The following is a 16,827-nucleotide window of genomic DNA, read 5'->3' on the forward strand; positions in this document are numbered from 1 at the left end:
AATGATTCAGATGTCAGTCCACGACCCAACCAAACGGATTCCGAACGGCCTGAAGGCCGAGACCAAACTGTTCGGTCGCTACAGCCTCACCGACCTCGCGGTCGGCCTGTTCCCGGGCGTCTTCGTCGTCCTGGCGACGCAACTCCTCGTGCCGGACGCCGTCATCGGAGGTATCAACATCCAGTCGCTAGCGCTCCCGCTCGCGGGCGCCGCTGTGTTCGTCGGAGCGCTCTTCGTCTATCTCACACCGAGCTACACGGGCAGTCTCGACTGGTTCGGGACGCTCGTCGGCTACCGGCTGCGAGCGCATGACCACGACCACGAGGCGGCGAAGGAGTTCACGCTCGTCGAGCGTGTGGATGTCGAGACCGATACCATCGAGCGAACGGACGGCGCCCTCCTCGGGATGGTGCAGGTCGACCCCGCGTCGATGGCCCTCGCGACGGCCGAGGAGTGGCAGGCACAGGCCGGAGCGTTCGAGGACTTCCTCAACACGGTCGTCGAGTTCCCCATACAGCTCTACGCGACCACGCAGGCGTTCCCGGTCGAGGAGTACCTCGACCACTACGAGGAGCGACTCGGCGACCCGGACGTGAAACAGAACCCGCAGTTGGCCGCGCTCGTCGAGAGTTACATCGACTGGTACGCCGCCGAACTCGAAGCCAGGCGGATGACCATCCGCGACCACTACGTCGTGGTCCAGGTCACGCCCGAGGAGGTGAGCTTCGAGCGCGAGAGCATGGGCGAGCGGCTCTCGTGGATTCCCGTCCTCGGCGTGTTCATCCGTGCAATCCTCTCCGGAAGCGATGCCGAACGGCATGCTGCGATGGTCGAAACGCTCAGCGATCGCCTCGACCGCATCGAACGCGGGATTCGAGATATCGACGGGTGTGGCGCACGGCGCGTGCCTGCGGCGGACGCTGCGTTACTCATCGCGAAGTTCTGGACTGGAGAGGAGCGCGACTACGGCGCTACTCCCAAGTCGGTGTTCGGCCGGATGCCCATCGTCGGACGGGTGGGCCGATGATTCGGCGGCTCATCGGTCGCTGGCGACACACCGACCAGAGGGACGATACCGAGCCGGCGTCGGATGCCGAGGCAGAGAGCGCTGGGGTCGACCCGGAAGAGGCGGACCCACGTCAAGGGTCGGCACCACTCGACCTCTCACTGCCGGGTGCTGCACACCAGTCGGTGCTTGCACCGTCGACGATCACCGAGCGAGCCAACGGTGTCGAGACGGGCCGCGCGTGGACGCAGTCGCTCTGGGTCGCGGGCTATCCGGACGGGCCCAGTGACGGCTGCCTCGAAGGGCTGTACGCGACGAGCGATACGCGCCGCACGGACATCTCCATCCATCTCGACCCTCGGGAGACGCACTCGACGCTCGACTCGCTGGAGAACCGTATCGAGGACCTCCAGGCAGACCTCGATTACCTCACCGACAAGCAGCGAGCGGGTGCGCGAGGCGTTCAGAAAGATCTGGAGGATTACCAGGCGCTGTACGATGTACTCCGGAACACGCCCACGCGGGCGTTCGACGCCTCGATGTTCCTGACGGTCCGCGGCGAGGACCGCGAGGCCGTCGAGCACGACGTTGACTCGGTTCGGAAGGCCGCGCGTCGGGCGCCCGCGAACCTGACACCCGTGACGCCGCGCTGGGCCCAGCCCGCGACGCTCACCTCGTGCAGTCCGGTCGCAGTCGACCAGCTCGCCGAGTCGATGGAGACGACTACCCCGATGCTTGCTGGTGCGGCGGGTGCGCTGTTCCCGTTCGTCGCAGGTGCGCTTGCCGAGCCGGGTATCGAGTACGGGACGTATGCGCTCAACGAGAGCCCGCTCATCCTCGACCGGTTCGAGCGGTCGACGGGCTACTGCATGATGACCATCGGAAAGCTCGGAGCGGGCAAGTCGTTCGGGACGAAACTCCAACTCGTCCGTCGCGCGATGTACGACGAGGATACAGTCATCGTGATGCTCGACCCGATGGGCGGCTTCGCGGGCGTGAGTCAGGCACTCGGTGGTGAGCGAATCACGGTCGGCGGGCGGCGCGGGCTGAACCCACTCGAACTGAAGCCCACACCAGACGACGTCCTTCGGAGCGTTCCCGACCTCGACCCGTGGGCCCAGCAGATCGCCTGGGTGATGACCTTCTTCGGGACATTCTTCGAGCACGTCGCGAACAACCCGCTCGGCGAGCGCAAGCAGACGCTTCGCCGCGCGGTGCAGGAGGCATACGAGCGCCGGGGTATCACCCGCGACCCGAGCACGCACGACCGCGAGTCGCCTACCATCACGGATGTCATCGCCGTGCTGGAGACGCTGCTTGAGGACCCGCGAGCGTTCGGCTACGAGACCGGAGGCGAGCAGGATAGCGTCCGCGCGGATGCCCAGTCGCTGCTGAAGGACCTCCGACCCTCGTTCCGGGCCGATGGCGACCTCGCCCATCTCGCCCAGCCGACGGCGTTCGACCTCGATTCGAAGGTCGTCTATCTCGATCTACGGCAGGAGGAGGGCAGCCGTGGCCGCTCGGAGACGAGCCTGATGATGCAGGTACTGTTCAACGCGGTCTACGAGCGGGCGAAGGCGACCGAGAAGCGCGTGCTGTTCGTCATCGACGAGGCGCACTACCTCATGTCAGATGCGACCTCGCTCGGCTTTCTGGAGACCGCGGTGCGCCACAGCCGACACTACGATCTCTCGTTGCACTTCGTCACGCAAACGGGGGGCGAGTTCACGCTCACGCCGGAAGCCCGGACCATCGCGAACCTCTGCTCGATGACCGTGATACATCGGGTGAACGAGGAGGCCGAGCAACTCGCCGAGTGGTTCGGGTTGAGCGAGCGGGAGGTCGCATGGGTTCGGACCGCGAAGGCGGGCAACGACGAGGACGGCTACTCGGAGGCGTTGCTGGGAGTGGACGAGGAGGGCTGGTTCCCGATTCGCGTCCGGGCGAGTCCGTACGAGGCGCAGGTCATCGACGGGTACGTCGCGGAATCACGTTCCGAGGTCGATGCGGACTCCGAGGCGATAGCCGAGAGCGGTCTGTCCATCGGCGAGGAGGTGGCCGATGACTGAGACTGGCTACCCACAGCCGACGGCGGACGAGATACCGGATACCATGACCTCCCGTGAGCAGTGGCTCTGCTGGCGGGAAGAAGAGCGGGACGGCAAGCCGACGAAGGTGCCGATCAATCCTGCGGATGGAAAGTGGGCGTCGACGACGGACCCGGAGACATGGAGCACGTTCGACATCGCGTACGAGTTCGCGACCGAGTGGGACTACGGGCTCGGGTTCGTCTTCACCGAGATCGACCCACTCGTCGGTATCGATCTGGACGACTGCCGTGATGCCGACAATGGGCGGCCAACCCCGGTCGCGAAAGAGATCGTCGGTGCGCTCGATTCGTACACCGAGGTCTCACCCAGCGGAACGGGGTATCACGTCATCCTGCAGGGGCGGCTTCCGAGCGACCGGAACCGTCGTGGGAAGGTCGAGATGTACGAGAAGAAGCGCTTCTTCACCGTGACCGGCGACCACGTCGAGGGGACGCCCAGGTCGGCGAAAGAGCGGCACGAGGAACTCGACGAGGTATACGATGAACACATCGGCGTGGAGACGACGGCAGGCGGGAACGAGCACGCCTCTGGACAGTCGTCACAGTCTGCACTCTCGGATTCGGAACTCATCCGACGGGCGGGCGCCGCGAAGAACGGCGAGAAGTTCCAGCGACTCTGGCAAGGACAGACGACTGGCTACGCGAGTCAGTCGGAGGCCGATATGGCGCTCTGCTGTCTGCTTGCCTTCTGGACCGGTGGCGATACGAAACGGATGGACTCGCTGTTTCGGGGCTCGGGGCTGATGCGAGACAAATGGGACGAACAGCACTACGCTGATGGCTCGACGTACGGTGAGGTGACCGTCAAGCGGGCTGTGGATGTGACGGACGAGTTCTACGAACCCGCGAGTGGGGACGGAGCTGCGTCTGCTGGTTCGCGACCGTCATCCCGTCCGGCCCAACAGCGCGGGCAGCGAGCCTACGATGCGGAGCGGATTCGATTACTGGAACAGCGAGTGCAGGAACTGGAGGCGCTGCTCGGGCTGAAAGAGGAACGGATCCAGATGCTCGAAGCAGAGATGGAAGATGGTGAGCCCGCGATCTCGGAGCCGGCTGGCGATCAGGTGGTGGGGGAGTCCGATTCGGTCTCCCAGGACTCGAATTCGTTCCTGCGGCGGCTCTTCGGATGACCAGCTCGGAGGTTGGCCTGAACGATATCGTCGGCGGTGATGGGCTAGTCGTTCGCCTGGTTGACTCGATCTTGGGCGTATTCGTCGAGGCCGTCGAACTGTCGGTCGGCTGTGTCGGTGAACTCCCAGTCCCACTCGTTACAGAGATTTGAGGAGAACGCCCACGACTTCAGTCGTGGGATGAATCTGGCAACTCCTCCACAATTCACCGACCAGAAGATTCCGAGTATTCGCGACCGGCTCGCTCTACGCGTCTGCGATGTTCGACGTCGATGTCGGACTGACGAGCAGATTCGAGTTGTGAGTTGATGAGGCGGTTCTGTTGGTCACCCACTCGTCTGCATCGTGCGTTTTGATGAATTCGACCCACCGTTTGATACTGCTGATGCGCTGCTGACGATTCCGTTCGTGCTTCGCCTCGAGGTCCTCACGCCTGTTCGAGTCGCTCATAGTCTCCCTCGACGCCGAGGTTCGTAACCCAACGTTCGAGCGCGGGGGTGCTAAGACTTCCCTCGAACAGCGAATAGAGGTGGAGGGCGTCCTCGAAGTCCTTCGGAGTACCCAGATACAGTTTGTAGGCAATCTGAAGTTCGAGGGGACCGATGGGGAGTTCCTCGTTGACGCTAGTGAGTTTCGCGGTGATTCGATTCTCGAGAGAGGCCCGGTCGTACTCGTCGCTGACGAATTTGGCTTCGAGATGCGGAACCATCTCTCCGTCGCGGGCGACCCAGATATTGTCTTCGAGCATCTCCGCCATGGAGTCGAGGGGCATGGCTGGCCCCCACAATCTTAATTCAAGCAGGGAATCCCGCCCTTTAGGGCGGCAGGGAATGCGACACGATACTGGCCAACCACTACTCGGTGGCCGGGTCGGAATCCAACTCCCGTTGCGCGTGGAGTAGCATTCCCTTCCACGTTAGCCCGTGGTGCTTCTTCGTCTCTTTAAGCGACTCGTACTGCTCCTCGTCTATCTCGAAGTTGATGTGTGGCATACTGCATTCTTACCTTCCGCCACACTTAACTTTGTCTACGCTCTATCTACGGGTGTGTCCGAGACGGTGACGAAGACGCTACAGGCCACGCTCGCAACGCCCACCACGGGCAAAGAGCAACGCCTACAGCGGCTCTTGGACACCTACCGCGACGCACTCCACGAAGCCTTCGACAACAGGGCAGACACGATGTCTGCCGTTAACGACGTTGTGACGCCCTACGAACTGCCATATCAGGCCAAAGACGCGCTCAAGTCCTACGTCCCGAAACTCCGAGACACGTACAACGCCGAGGAGTTAGACGACGAGCATCCGCTTCGACTCGTCAATCGGGCCGCGAAATTCGACTACTCGGAGGAACGCGAACACGGCTTCGTATGGCAAGTCCCGCAACCCGGTCGCGGGACGAACTTCTGGATTCCACTCCGTATCAACCCGGAACATGAATCTCTGTGGTTCGACCTACTCTCCGAAGACGCGGAGGCGGGCGAGTTGCGCCTACAGCGACACCGCACGTCGTGGAGGTTGCACGTCACCGTCGAATACCTGGTCGAAGAACCGACCGAATCGGACGACCCGACGCACATCGGTTTCGACGTAGGCGAGAGCGCGTTGATAACGGGCTGTGCCCTCAAACGCGACGTACCACGGAAGCCGATGCTCGTCAACGGCAGTCGAGCGCGACACCTCCGCAAAGAGATGTTCACCACACTCCGCCGTCTCCAACAGCGGGACGCCGCCGAATGGCGGGTGGACGAAAGATTCGACCACTACCAGAATGCCTTGACGGATATTGTCGAGAAAGCGTCTCGGCAGGCCGTCGAATACGCCCAGCAGTTCGAGAATCCGGTTATCGTTCTCGAAGACCTCTCGTACATCCGGGAACGACTGGACTACGGGAAGTGGATGAACCGACGACTCCACTCTTGGGCGTTCGCCCGGATACAGGGCAGAATCGAAGACAAGGCAACCGAGGCGGGGATTCAAGTCGAGTACGTCAACGCGGCGTACACCTCGCAGACGTGCCACGCCTGCAAGCGTCTCGGTCGTCGGGGTCAGCAAGCGGAGTTCGTGTGTCCACACGACGACTGCCACGTAACGGAGTTCCAAGCAGATATTAACGCGGCGGCGAACATCGCCGGTCGCGTAGACCCGTGGGGAGAGAGCGTTCCTTGGAAACCGGAACGCGATGACTCGCCACAGGACGGGAGCGGTCGTGACACCGCCACAGTCCACCGGGAGACGAGCGAGACACCCTCGCAGATGACGCTCTCGGCCTACTCGGACTGAAACCTGCCAAACCGGATTCCCCTCGTAGGGGAAGCCCCGCCGTTTATCGCGGGGAGGATGTCACCCGTGGTAGCTGAGTCGCCTCTGAGCGTGTCGTCGTCGGTCGCTCGCCCACAGCCTTTCCCGTCTGACGACCCAATGTTGTATCACTCTCACATGTGTCCTGCAGACATCTCCGAGCAACAGCATGCGGAGGCCCAGGGTTCCCCACCGATCCAGTGTGATGCCTGCGAGGCTGCCCTCCAATCGGCCACCAGTCAGACGGTATCCTTCCTGCTTCTCGATCAGTTGACGGTCCCGGTCGTGGGGTGTGAGGCCCATCTCGAACGGTTCGCTACCGCCTGCGGGTTCACAACGGACGGGACGGCCTCGCTCATCGAGCACCGGCCAGCCGGCGGAATCTCGTGTCCCAGCTGCCAGCTCACGCTCACCAACCCACAACAGCCACTGATTCCCGTCCAGGACGGGGCCGTCGCACCCCTCGCCTGTGCGGAGCACCAGACGGAGCTCATCGGCCGGTTCCACACTGGCCTCGACACCGCACAGCAGCTCACGGCGTCGCTCGACACGGTCGAGTCAGCTACCCACGACTGAAGTCGTGGGCTCCCGCCTTGAGAGTCTGTGAGAAGCAGCGAATCCGGTCCGTTCTCGCTTTCCGGTGCAGATGGTAGTCACGGAATCCCGGCGACCAAACACTCAAGAACGGAGTTGTCCAAGAACAGATATGGCGACCCTCGAGATCGACGAGGAGGTGTACGAGGCGCTCAAGCTTCCCGAGGGGGAGCGCTCCGATGTGATGAAGCTGGAGCTGGCGGTGTCGCTGTACGCGCGGGACATCCTCTCGTTCGGGAAGGCACGGGCCCTGGCCGGACTGTCGAACCAGGAGTTCCAGCGGCTGCTCGGCGAGCGCGAGATCCCGCGCCACTACGGCGAGGAGGAACCCGCCGAGGATATCGAGTATGCCGGATGATCGGCTCGTGGTCGCCGATACCTCGCCGCTTCTGAACCTCGCCCTCATCGATCGCCTCGATCTTCTCGAGACACAGTTTTCCGGTGTTACCGTCCCCGAACAGGTCTGGACGGAGCTTTCGGAAGGCGATGAGGGATTGGCCAGACTTCGAGAGTTGCGTGAGTCCGGATTCCTGACTCTGGTCCCGGTTGACCGGTCCGACTTCTTCATCGAGATCGTCACCGAACTCGACCTCGGGGAAACAGCCGCGATCTGCCATGCTGTCGAGGAAGGGGCGGACCTGCTCTTGATCGACGAGCGAGACGGTCGCCGTGTTGCACGACGACATGAGTATACCTGACGGATAGCACACGGGAGCCCGCCTCTTCAGGGGTGCGGGGATGTCAACCGGCATCGGCGGAGAGCACCGGTGAGCCGGAAACCGGAGGAACACCTGTGGGGTCTCCAGCAGGTCCAGCCCGCTCCCTTCGGGCGGCTCGCGTACGAGTACAGCCCCGGTGCGGGTCAGTCGGCGAGTTCGTCGAGGATATCCCGTTGTGCAGCGATGATCCGGTCGATTCGCGCCCGGTACTCCTCATCGACGTCGGGGGCGGGGTCGGATGCGGGCTCGCTCATACAACCACATTCGACTGTAGCATAGTTAATCCTCCGGCAGCCTGGAAGTGTCGATCTCGCCCGTTTCCAGCCACGTCGCCAGCTCTTCCACGCTGAAGAGCCCGCTTCGTCGGACGACCGTCGCCGTCTCGTCTCCCAGGTGATCCGTATCGATTCCGTGGCGGGACAGGTACTCCACTGCCACGGTCCATGCCGTCCGCTTGTTGCCGTCCTCGAACAGATGGAGACTGATCAGTTCCCAGCGCAGGGCAGCGGCACGGTAGTGGGGGTTCTCGTACTCCCGGGCCGGCGCCAGGACCTCGCGTTCGAGTTTCAGTCGCGGAGCAGCCTTCATCAGTCCGCGATGCTTCAGGTCGTACGCTTCCTCGAGCTGCTCGTGCACGGCGAGAATCTCGTCCGGCGTGGGGAGCCCGTCATCCTCCATACGGGTACAGTACCGCTGGTGGGCCCGTTCCACATCGGCGTTGTGGTTCCGTCGGTTGCTGCAGGGGTGGCGAATCTCTGGTGGAGGCACTCTATCGTAGTCAATCCAGCTCTGTGCTTCGGGTGGTTTTCTGCAACGCGTCGATGCCCTCTCGTAGCGACATCCGTGGCTCGTACCCTAGGCGCTCGCGAGCTTTCGAGATGTCCGCGACGCTGTGGTCGATGTCGGCCGTTCGCGGTTCGGTATGGACGATTTTCGACTCGGTGGTCGTGGCCTGCTGGATGGTCTCGGCGAGGTCGAGGACGGAGGTTTCCGTGCCCGTGCCGATGTTGTACCCCTCGCCGACGGCGTCGGTGGTGGCGGCCAGGAGGTTGGCCTGGACGACATCGTCGATGTGGACGAAGTCGCGGGTCTGCGAGCCGTCGCCATCGACGGTGAGCGGTTCGTCGTTCCGGGCCTGTTCGAGGAAGATGGGGATGACGCCCGCGTACGCGCTGTCGGTCTGTCGGGGGGCGACGACCTGGACCCGCTTGCCGCCCAGCAGACGCGGGCGATGGGCTTCTTCGAGGCGTTCTTCGAGTCGGTTGCGAACAGCCCGCTCGGGCAGCGCTCGCAGACGCTCCGGCGTGCCGTGCAGGAAGCGTACGACCAGCAGGGGATCACCCGCGACCCGGCGCCCCACGACAGGGACTCGCCGACGATTCGGGACGTGGTCTCGGTGCTTGAGGCGATGCACGAGTCGCCTGCCGAGTACGGCTACGTGTCCCCCGGCGAGCGGGACCGGGTGGCCGCGCAGGCCGAATCACTCCTGACGGATCTGCGACCCTCCTTCCGCGAGGGTGGTGACCTGGCGAATCTCGCGAAGCCCACCGATTTCGACATCGAGTCGGATGTCGTGTACCTGGACCTGCATCAGCAGGAGGGCGTTCGCGGCGGGACCGAGACGTCGCTCATGATGCAGGTGTTGTTCCACTCGGTGTATGAGTGGGCCAAAGAGACGGACAGTCAGGTGGTGCTCGCCATCGACGAGGCCCACTACCTGATGAACGCGGAATCCGCGTCACTGGCGTTCCTCGAGACGGCGGTCCGGCACAGCCGGCACTACAATCTGTCGATCCAGTTCATCACCCAGACCGGCGAGGAATTCTCGTTGAGCCCGAGACTCGGACTATCGCGAACCTGTGTTCGATCAAGCAGTTGCATCGCGTGGAGCAGGGTGACGATACGCTGGCCGAGTGGTTCGGGCTGAGCGACCGGGAGATCGCCTACGTCCGGACGGCGAAGGCTGGTGAGGACGACGCTGGCTTTTCGGAGGCGTTACTCGGTGTCGATGAAGAGGGCTGGTTCCCGCTTCGGATCCGTGCGAGTCCGGTCGAGCAGGAGGTGATCGATGGGGGGTGAGCCCCGTCACCAGTCGACGGCGACGGTGAGTCAGCTGGTGGCAGACGACTGAGCGGCCCTCACTCCCTCGTCATCGCGACTGGTTCGTCGCCGCGCGGAACGCTGATCGGTGCGGTGTGAGTCTATTCCTGCGATTCAGGGCCTCTCATTCCAGTATTTTACACTGTAGCCCCTCAAGCCGCCAGTTAGTTTATTACTCATCAGGCGACCAGCCGGTCACATGGAGGATTCACTCTTCGATCGGGGCGACCGTTTACTTGCTAATCCCGCCCCGCTTGACGTGTACCGCCATCCCGATGAAGCGCGTTCCCCGGTCGCTCGCGAGCCCCAGATCCGCCAGTTGGAGGCACTGTATGCTCCACTTCGAGAGGGGGAATGCACCGGGTTGAATGTGGTCGCGTACGGCCCCCCAGACTCCGCCGCGGTTGGCAAGACCACCTCAGTGCGAGAGGTGCTCTATTCGATTGACGATGCCGAAATCATCGAGGTTCCGATCAACCATCAGCAGAACGATCGCCAAACCGTAATCAGCGTGCTGGATCAGCTACGAGAGGCACGCGGCGGTGACGATACCAGAAAGTCCACAGAGAAGACAGTGGCCCTGTTCGATGCTGCTATCGGCGAGTTGGCGGCGAGTGACAGGCCGACACATCTCGTGTTCGATTGCTGTACCTCCGGAGCCCCGCTTTCTGCCCCCGATTCCGACCTCGATGAGATGGATCCCCTTCCAGCGATCTGGGAATTCCTGGCTCGAAGTAAGCGGGCTCGACTCGACGGAGGTCGCACTGGTGCACCAGACGCGTACGATGTCACCGTCATCCTAACGGACGAAACCCAGTTCGACGAGTGCGGCCTCTTTGGGGACTACGTCGATGCGACAGTCTATTTCGACGGCTACGACGCGGACGACCTCGAGGAGATCCTCTCGGACCGTGCAGAGGACGCATTCGTCGATGGAGCCGTCGATACGGAGACGATTCGGCACTGTGCTGAGTCGACGCTCCCGTACGCCGCCAATGCGCCGCGGGTCCTCCGCCTCCTCAGAGAGGCTTGGCACTGTGCCGAGCGGGAGGATGCCGACGCCGTGCGCATGGAGCATGTCGATGCAGTCACTGAGCGGTGGGACCTGCACGAACTCCGGGCAGTTGTCGACGGGAGTACTCCCCGGACGCAGCTTCTCTTGTGGATACTCGCTACCCGTCAGAAGAAGCGTGGAGGCCCAGTTCGAACCGCCGAGATTCAGTCACATCGGAAGACGCTTGAAACAGACCTGGAGGGCGATTCCTGGTCCGACGCATACGTCCGGGAACGACTCAAAGAACTCGAAGCACGGTGGCCATTCCTTGAACGTGAGCAGATCGCTGGCGGCCGAGGGGAGGGGGTCTACTACGAGTACCAGCTGCAGCCGGACTGCATGGCCGCTCTGGAGGCAATCGAGACGTACCTGAGCGACCACCTCCGGAAATCCGTTACCAGCGCCGATTCCTCGGGGATTCCCGTCGACGGAGGTTCTGATTCAGCGACGGCATCTACTGGTCCAGAGTCAGCGCCATCTGGTACTGAACACGCGGAGGAACGGAAGCAGGAATCGACAACCGAACAAGGTCGGCCCGAAGAGGGGGATGAAACCCGTTCGGTACGAGACCACCTGGAAATCCAGCACGCACTCGTCCAACTCGGACGGGCTCATCAGCACGACGTATTCGTCGCTCGAAACGACCGCAGTGAGTCGATCGACGGTACGACGCTCGGCGAAGGTTGTGTCGACACCCTCCCGCTTCGAGGACTGCCGGAAAAGGCGGCCGAACTTATCGAGTATATCGACGTCATCTGGTTGGACGGCGATTCCATCGTCAAGATGTTCGAAGTCGAGAACTCGACGCAGATCTATTCTGGACTCCTCCGGATGGCCGATTTCGCGGCCAGTGTGCCGAATCTCATGGTCGACCTCTATGTCGTCGTTCCGGAGAGCAGAGCGGAGACGGCTGAACAGCATCTGTCCCGACCGTCGTTTCAGCAACTGCTCCACGAACCGGAGCACATCACGGTCGACTCCAAAACGTTCGCCGAGATTCGACGGCTCCACGATTCGTCGTGCGAGGGTGACACCGACTTCCTTCGGTAGCGTTACCATCACTCTCTCGTGGACAGAGTCGACGTGATATCGAACTAGATGTATCAGAGATTCCATGAGAACCTCTCGGCACGGGTCCGCTCGACGCTGGCCGAGACGGAGATTCATTTCGCCCCCCACGACGCGGCCGAGCTCCGAGCGATTCTCGAGCAGCGGGCCACCGAGGCATTCGAGTCGGGAGCGCTCAGCGACGACGTGATTCCGCTGACGGCAGCCCTCGTGGCATCGAACACCGGGTCGGCGCGGCGAGCGATAGACATCCTTCGGACGGCTGGGGAAATGGCTCAGAAGGCAGACACCGACCAGGTGGCCGAGGAGCACGTCCGTGTCGCCCAGGAGGAGGTTGAGGAAGCAATCATCAAGTCGGAGTTGACCTCGTTCTCGAGTCATGCGCTGCTTTCTCTGTACGCGGTGGCGGTCCTCGAGATGGACGAGTCGGTCGATGAAGTCCGGACGAAGACCGTCGCGCAACTGTATCGGCGGTTCTGTGAGGCCGTCGAGATGGAGGCACGAACGACACGGACTGTCCAGAACCACCTTTCCGAGATGGCTTTGATGGGATTCCTGACCTCGACTGAGCGCAACGAGGGCAAGGGCGGTGGGAAGTTCCTCGTCCACGAACTGTCGGTCGATCCGCAGGCGGTGAAGTCGGCCATCGGCGAGGTCGATCGGTTCGAGGGGCTCGTCGAGTGAGGTGTGTTTGGCAGCCGGGTGGGGGGTGTCATTCAGGCGGATGTCGTTCGCGAAGGCTCTGTCAGGCGTGGTTGTCGATTTGATATGGTGCGTTCTTCGGCGATAGCGCCGGCGACGACCGGTCGAAAGCCCCCGCTGGCTCGGGGTCCCGCGACTCGCTGCGGTCCTCGGTCGCTTCGCTCCTTGCGGTCCTTGCGTCGTCGGGGGACCGCCGAGCCCGCGGCCCCTTTCAGTCCCGCCCGGGTCGGTGTTCCAGGATAGAGTACACATCGTGCTATCTCGGTGAGTGCGCTCCGTGGACTGGACACGCTCGGTCGCCTCGATAGTTCCCGGACGAGGGCGAGGCTGAAGGCCGAGCAGTGGGAGTGGCAGCCAGAGCAGGACTCACCACAGCCCCAGTCATCACAGAGGCTCAGGGCGGAAGCCCACGACTGCAGTCGTGGGTCGATGCCTGTGTCGTAGGTGTCGGGCACTTCGAGGACGTGCCTGCACCGTCGTCAATACCGGGGGCGCGATTCACAACGGGTGGGATTTCTACATCGCCACGTCCGTGTATCACGTTTAGCTAAAAAACCAAATCGCCAGCGGACTGTTTCGTATATTCAGAAGGGGATTATTCATGATGTGCTCCTGCAGGGATAACGGCCGTGCGTGCAGGTCCGTATCTGCCATACGGCGGCGGGTTCCGTATAAAGGATCCACCGGTTCTTGCTGTTGATATCGTGACGCTGCGCCACACACCCGACCCCGTCTGGTGATTCGCTGGATATAGACAATGACGGCGGAGTAATAAATCTGCGGGTGGCGTATCAAATATCATCTGATGGTCGCTTAGAGTGATCTTAAAATCACTGGGTGCAGATATTAAATTTGTCAATCTAGCTCTCGCCAAAGTTGTTGCTGGCTGCTTCCATATATATCGGGGCAGACTTAGTCGGGCTGGACGTCTTAGTAAGGGCAACAGTTTGAAAATCTCTACTCAGACATTAGCCAGCTAGAGCCCAACTCAAAATCGGCACTCGTAGGGATAAACTCCTCTCGGCCTGATCCTGGAGCCAGTGTGATTTCTCCAAAAACTACTTTCTCAGAATCTGGTTGGAACAAATCGATTCGGACAAAGTCGAAGTCATGGCCAAGTTGCTCCGCCACATTAATCATTTTATCAAGCTGTTCAGGCTCTTCAATCTCAGGAGCTAATGGATACGTGAGTCTAAATTCTTGGGCTTCCCAGTCCTTATCATAGAATATTCTCTTGTGGTTTTCAAATCTTCCCACATCGACTTGGATGTACTCTACCTGCCCATTAAATACGAAAAACTTGTAGTCGGGAGGGGCGTCATATTTCTCGGACCTCATTCGATTTTCTACGATTATCTTTGGCTCAATCTCCCGATACCAATCTTCATTCCATGTTTTCCGATACGTCTTCGAAAGCCACTGTTCGCATTCAGAGACGATCTCATCCAAATTTTCAGTCTGTTTATCATCAACTATATTAATCCTGCCGCTGAGATGTGTTGGCTTAAGTACGAATTCATCAGGTAAAGACTCGAACGGGATCGATCTAGGTTCATCGGTCACGTAGTAAACCTCATTTAGAACATCGCAGTTCGATTTTTCTGCGACGTAGTCCCTGACAGCCCACTTGTCTGCTACCTTCGGGAAGAGATCATTTTCTGAAAACAGCTTTCTGTGTACTACCTTCTCATTAAAGGAGCGAGGTTCAACAATCTTCGACCAGTATCCCAATTGAGGTGCCATTAATAGTTTCTCAAAGAGTGCGCCGGGCAGAATAGAGTACAGAATGTTGGATAATGGACTCCTCATAAATATATGAATCCATATCTCTACGGCAAGCCCCCAGAGGCCCTCATCTTTATACGCAGCAATCGATGACTCAATTTTGCCCATAATTGATATTATCTCTGCTAAAACATATATACTTTAATCTTGGTTGCCCACCCGCAGCGCAGATGTAGCTAAGGAGCTTTCGGGATCTCTTATCTATTCTGACCGATTATGTAAGCTGTGACTCAGCCCCCCTCGTCAACAGCTATAATATCTCTAGAACTGTTCACGTAGAACCCTGCGCCGCCATTAAACGACATTCCCCGGGATGACGAGGAGCCGTTTATCACGGCAGAGATAGGGTTATTTCCCATTCGAAGTTTGATGACAATTTCGACTCAACTATTGTTGAACGCCCCGATGAAATCCGAATTTAGCCGTAAATAATTCGCTGGTTGTAATATTTCTTCTGTTGATAGGTCAATGACAAAACCCAACCCTGAAACCAATCTGCCGTTGTCGTTAGTAAGGTGGCCCCAGCCGTCTACGTGGACCTCGCCGTTGTTGAGGGCTTTTGCACGATCCCCCGTGACGTTACCCGATAGCGTTCCACCTGCCGAGAGGATTTCCTCCCCGCGTTTGGCCACAAATGCGTCTGATAGCAAAGACGCTCCAAAATCCACAGTTTCGGTCTTTATTTGGAAGCTATAGGATTCGATATCTCTGTCTGTGCTATTGTCAAATCCGCCCGAAGCAAACTCCACGTCGTCAACGACGACAGATAAACAGTTGTAGGCTATTAGCGCCGCGTCCTCGTTGTCATACGAGCTGGTATCGTTCAGCCGCAGACCGAACACTCCAACGGGACCGAGGTTAGCATCTATTGTCATACTCCCAACGTCGACGTTCGACGGCGTGGTTTGGTTGCCCTCTATATGGAGAGCCAGACGGTCAGTGGATGCGCCGTTGGGGTGGATTCGCGTCCCGATAATCGGCGGGACGTGAATGTCCTCGGCCGAATAATCTCCATCAGCCACGTCTATAGTAACCCGATTGGGAAATATAGGACAGCAGCGTCCACCGCCTCCTGGATGGTGGTGAAGTCTGCACCTCCACTGTTGTCAACAATTATGACGCAATCCTCGGTATCGTTTATAAAGTTTCGCTTATTTGGCGGCTTTCCGAAAGAGGCCTCGCCTGTTCTCACTGGTAGCCGACTCCGACTACCCTTTTAACCTAACAGAAGCCAAGATGCGGCGGAGCTACATCAGCCGGATTGTGAAAGAGCAGGCCAAAGTGGCGGAGTCAACGAGTCGATTCGGAAGACGCGAAGGGAACACTAGGGGGCTCGTGATCGTAGGTACTCGCCATTCAATGGCGTCCCACTCACGAATGGGACCTATCTAGCCGATTCCAAGGGAGACGGGATCTCCGTTCACATGTTGGCCAAGATTCTCGGAGACCCGGAACCGGACATGACGGTGAAGTACGTCTCAACGGACCGAACCAGATTGGCAAGATGTTTTACGAGTGAGGTCCGTGGTAATTGACGGCACTATCACCCACCTGATTGCTTCGAGCAGGCAATCCCATCCAACTGCATCTGAGCGAGTTTTCGGCTTCGATTCGACGCCTGAAACCCATAATTCGGTCGTGTAGAGCGATTTTATGCCGGAGACAAAAATGAACCTAGTTCATTGCCTCCCGGAATATTCCGATTGAGCAGGCTAAATTCGAGGCTGAAATACATCACCCAAATGAATGCCCGCACCGGATCTTCAAGGCAATCACTTGGGGCTGCTGATTAGTGCGATCTTTATGTGTAATATAGTTTAATCCGTGGCTCAAATCTGCGTAATGATACTCCAGGCATCCCTTATGAGTGATTTTTAGATTAAGAAACAGACCTTCTTGTCGTATGGGTGACAGATGATCTGGCATAACCGATCACGAGTCCATCACTGTAGACATCGAGTTGACGAACTGGCGACTCGTACAGGACGCCGATGCAACCTAATAGAAGATTCTGAACATCGAAATTCTCGTCGTCACAACCGAGACAACGTAGTACCGAACATCTCGCGCCATATCAGAAGTACGGGGTACCCATCAGGTAGTCCATTTTGCAGTAGGGACGTGCAACGCTGCTTTGTTCAGTTTTCACCTGATTCCGCCCCAACTGCTAAGGGATTAGATCGGGAAGTTGCTTTGTGGGCAGGGTCTTCGGTAGTCCAAGTACTGTAGAGGTCGTCAAGATATCGTTCAGCGTACGGA

The 16,827-nt window shown here is 59.7% G+C and carries 18 protein-coding genes and 1 pseudogene; 12 read left to right on the forward strand and 7 right to left on the reverse strand.

Annotated features, from left to right (window positions below; all coding sequences use genetic code 11):
• Positions 1-10 precede the first annotated feature (10 nt).
• Genes NL115_RS01110 through NL115_RS01125 form a run of 4 tightly spaced genes read left to right on the forward strand, consistent with a single transcriptional unit; the run spans position 11 to position 4,398 of the window.
• The gene (locus NL115_RS01110; protein ID WP_254831393.1) at positions 11-1,027 is read left to right on the forward strand and encodes a TraC-like domain-containing protein; all 1,017 of its coding nucleotides are present in this window, start codon (positions 11-13) and stop codon (positions 1,025-1,027) included.
• Positions 1,024-3,075, forward strand: coding sequence for a VirB4 family type IV secretion system protein (locus NL115_RS01115; RefSeq protein ID WP_254831394.1), 2,052 nt, complete (start codon positions 1,024-1,026; stop codon positions 3,073-3,075). Before NL115_RS01110 ends, NL115_RS01115 begins: the two co-directional genes overlap by 4 nt.
• The gene (locus NL115_RS01120) at positions 3,068-4,246 is read left to right on the forward strand and encodes a phage NrS-1 polymerase family protein (RefSeq protein WP_254831395.1); all 1,179 of its coding nucleotides are present in this window, start codon (positions 3,068-3,070) and stop codon (positions 4,244-4,246) included. Before NL115_RS01115 ends, NL115_RS01120 begins: the two co-directional genes overlap by 8 nt.
• Complete coding sequence (locus NL115_RS01125; protein WP_254831396.1) at positions 4,243-4,398, forward strand: hypothetical protein; 156 nt, start codon at positions 4,243-4,245, stop codon at positions 4,396-4,398. Before NL115_RS01120 ends, NL115_RS01125 begins: the two co-directional genes overlap by 4 nt.
• Positions 4,399-4,451: 53 nt before the next feature.
• On the opposite strand, the pseudogene NL115_RS20810 reads toward NL115_RS01125, so the two are convergent.
• The 3 genes and pseudogenes from NL115_RS20810 to NL115_RS01135 form a co-directional block, all read right to left on the reverse strand.
• Positions 4,452-4,696, reverse strand: a pseudogene (locus NL115_RS20810) (DUF8150 family protein).
• Positions 4,674-5,018 (reverse strand): hypothetical protein, encoded by a 345-nt coding sequence (locus NL115_RS01130; RefSeq protein WP_254831397.1) that lies wholly within the window; start codon positions 5,016-5,018, stop codon positions 4,674-4,676. The pseudogene NL115_RS20810 and the gene NL115_RS01130 overlap by 23 nt, the downstream one beginning before the upstream one ends.
• Before the next feature lie 82 nt (positions 5,019-5,100).
• The gene (locus tag NL115_RS01135) at positions 5,101-5,238 is read right to left on the reverse strand and encodes a hypothetical protein (protein WP_254831398.1); all 138 of its coding nucleotides are present in this window, start codon (positions 5,236-5,238) and stop codon (positions 5,101-5,103) included.
• Positions 5,239-5,292: 54 nt separating this feature from the next.
• On the opposite strand from NL115_RS01135, the gene NL115_RS01140 reads away from it, so the two are divergent.
• From NL115_RS01140 to NL115_RS01155, 4 genes are all read left to right on the forward strand, one after another.
• Positions 5,293-6,528 (forward strand): transposase, encoded by a 1,236-nt coding sequence (locus NL115_RS01140; RefSeq protein WP_254831399.1) that lies wholly within the window; start codon positions 5,293-5,295, stop codon positions 6,526-6,528.
• A 156-nt stretch (positions 6,529-6,684) separates the two neighbouring features.
• Positions 6,685-7,122, forward strand: a complete 438-nt coding sequence (locus tag NL115_RS01145) for a hypothetical protein (RefSeq protein WP_254831400.1) — start codon at positions 6,685-6,687, stop codon at positions 7,120-7,122.
• 130 nt (positions 7,123-7,252) lie between these two features.
• Positions 7,253-7,498, forward strand: coding sequence for a UPF0175 family protein (locus NL115_RS01150; RefSeq protein WP_254831401.1), 246 nt, complete (start codon positions 7,253-7,255; stop codon positions 7,496-7,498).
• Complete coding sequence (locus NL115_RS01155) at positions 7,488-7,838, forward strand: PIN domain-containing protein (protein WP_254831402.1); 351 nt, start codon at positions 7,488-7,490, stop codon at positions 7,836-7,838. Before NL115_RS01150 ends, NL115_RS01155 begins: the two co-directional genes overlap by 11 nt.
• A 300-nt stretch (positions 7,839-8,138) precedes the next feature.
• Here the strand turns inward: NL115_RS01155 and NL115_RS01160 are convergent, their stop codons facing one another.
• Complete coding sequence (locus NL115_RS01160; RefSeq protein ID WP_254831403.1) at positions 8,139-8,537, reverse strand: Fic family protein; 399 nt, start codon at positions 8,535-8,537, stop codon at positions 8,139-8,141.
• Between the two features lie 100 nt (positions 8,538-8,637).
• Positions 8,638-9,219 carry a GDP-mannose 4,6-dehydratase gene (locus tag NL115_RS01165; protein ID WP_434084004.1) on the reverse strand — a complete coding sequence of 194 codons (582 nt, stop codon included), beginning with the start codon at positions 9,217-9,219 and terminating at the stop codon, positions 8,638-8,640.
• A 48-nt stretch (positions 9,220-9,267) separates the two neighbouring features.
• Between NL115_RS01165 and NL115_RS20680 the strand changes: the two genes are divergently transcribed.
• From NL115_RS20680 to NL115_RS01180, 4 genes are all read left to right on the forward strand, one after another.
• Complete coding sequence (locus NL115_RS20680) at positions 9,268-9,786, forward strand: hypothetical protein (protein ID WP_350355273.1); 519 nt, start codon at positions 9,268-9,270, stop codon at positions 9,784-9,786.
• Positions 9,744-9,938 (forward strand): hypothetical protein, encoded by a 195-nt coding sequence (locus NL115_RS20685; RefSeq protein WP_350355274.1) that lies wholly within the window; start codon positions 9,744-9,746, stop codon positions 9,936-9,938. The genes NL115_RS20680 and NL115_RS20685 overlap by 43 nt, the downstream gene beginning before the upstream one ends.
• A gap of 220 nt (positions 9,939-10,158) precedes the next feature.
• The gene (locus NL115_RS01175; protein WP_254831404.1) at positions 10,159-12,063 is read left to right on the forward strand and encodes a Cdc6/Cdc18 family protein; all 1,905 of its coding nucleotides are present in this window, start codon (positions 10,159-10,161) and stop codon (positions 12,061-12,063) included.
• A gap of 48 nt (positions 12,064-12,111) precedes the next feature.
• Positions 12,112-12,765, forward strand: coding sequence for a Cdc6/Cdc18 family protein (locus NL115_RS01180; RefSeq protein WP_254831405.1), 654 nt, complete (start codon positions 12,112-12,114; stop codon positions 12,763-12,765).
• Positions 12,766-13,740: 975 nt separating this feature from the next.
• Here NL115_RS01180 and NL115_RS01185 read toward each other — a convergent pair.
• On the reverse strand, positions 13,741-14,676 hold the full coding sequence (locus tag NL115_RS01185) for an ATP-grasp fold amidoligase family protein (protein WP_254831406.1): 936 nt from the start codon (positions 14,674-14,676) through the stop codon (positions 13,741-13,743).
• Between the two features lie 275 nt (positions 14,677-14,951).
• Positions 14,952-15,590 carry a hypothetical protein gene (locus NL115_RS01190; protein ID WP_254831407.1) on the reverse strand — a complete coding sequence of 213 codons (639 nt, stop codon included), beginning with the start codon at positions 15,588-15,590 and terminating at the stop codon, positions 14,952-14,954.
• Between the last annotated feature and the right edge of the window lie 1,237 nt (positions 15,591-16,827).

It is taken from the genome of Haloglomus salinum, assembly GCF_024298825.1.
In the GTDB taxonomy this organism is placed as follows: domain Archaea; phylum Halobacteriota; class Halobacteria; order Halobacteriales; family Haloarculaceae; genus Haloglomus; species Haloglomus salinum.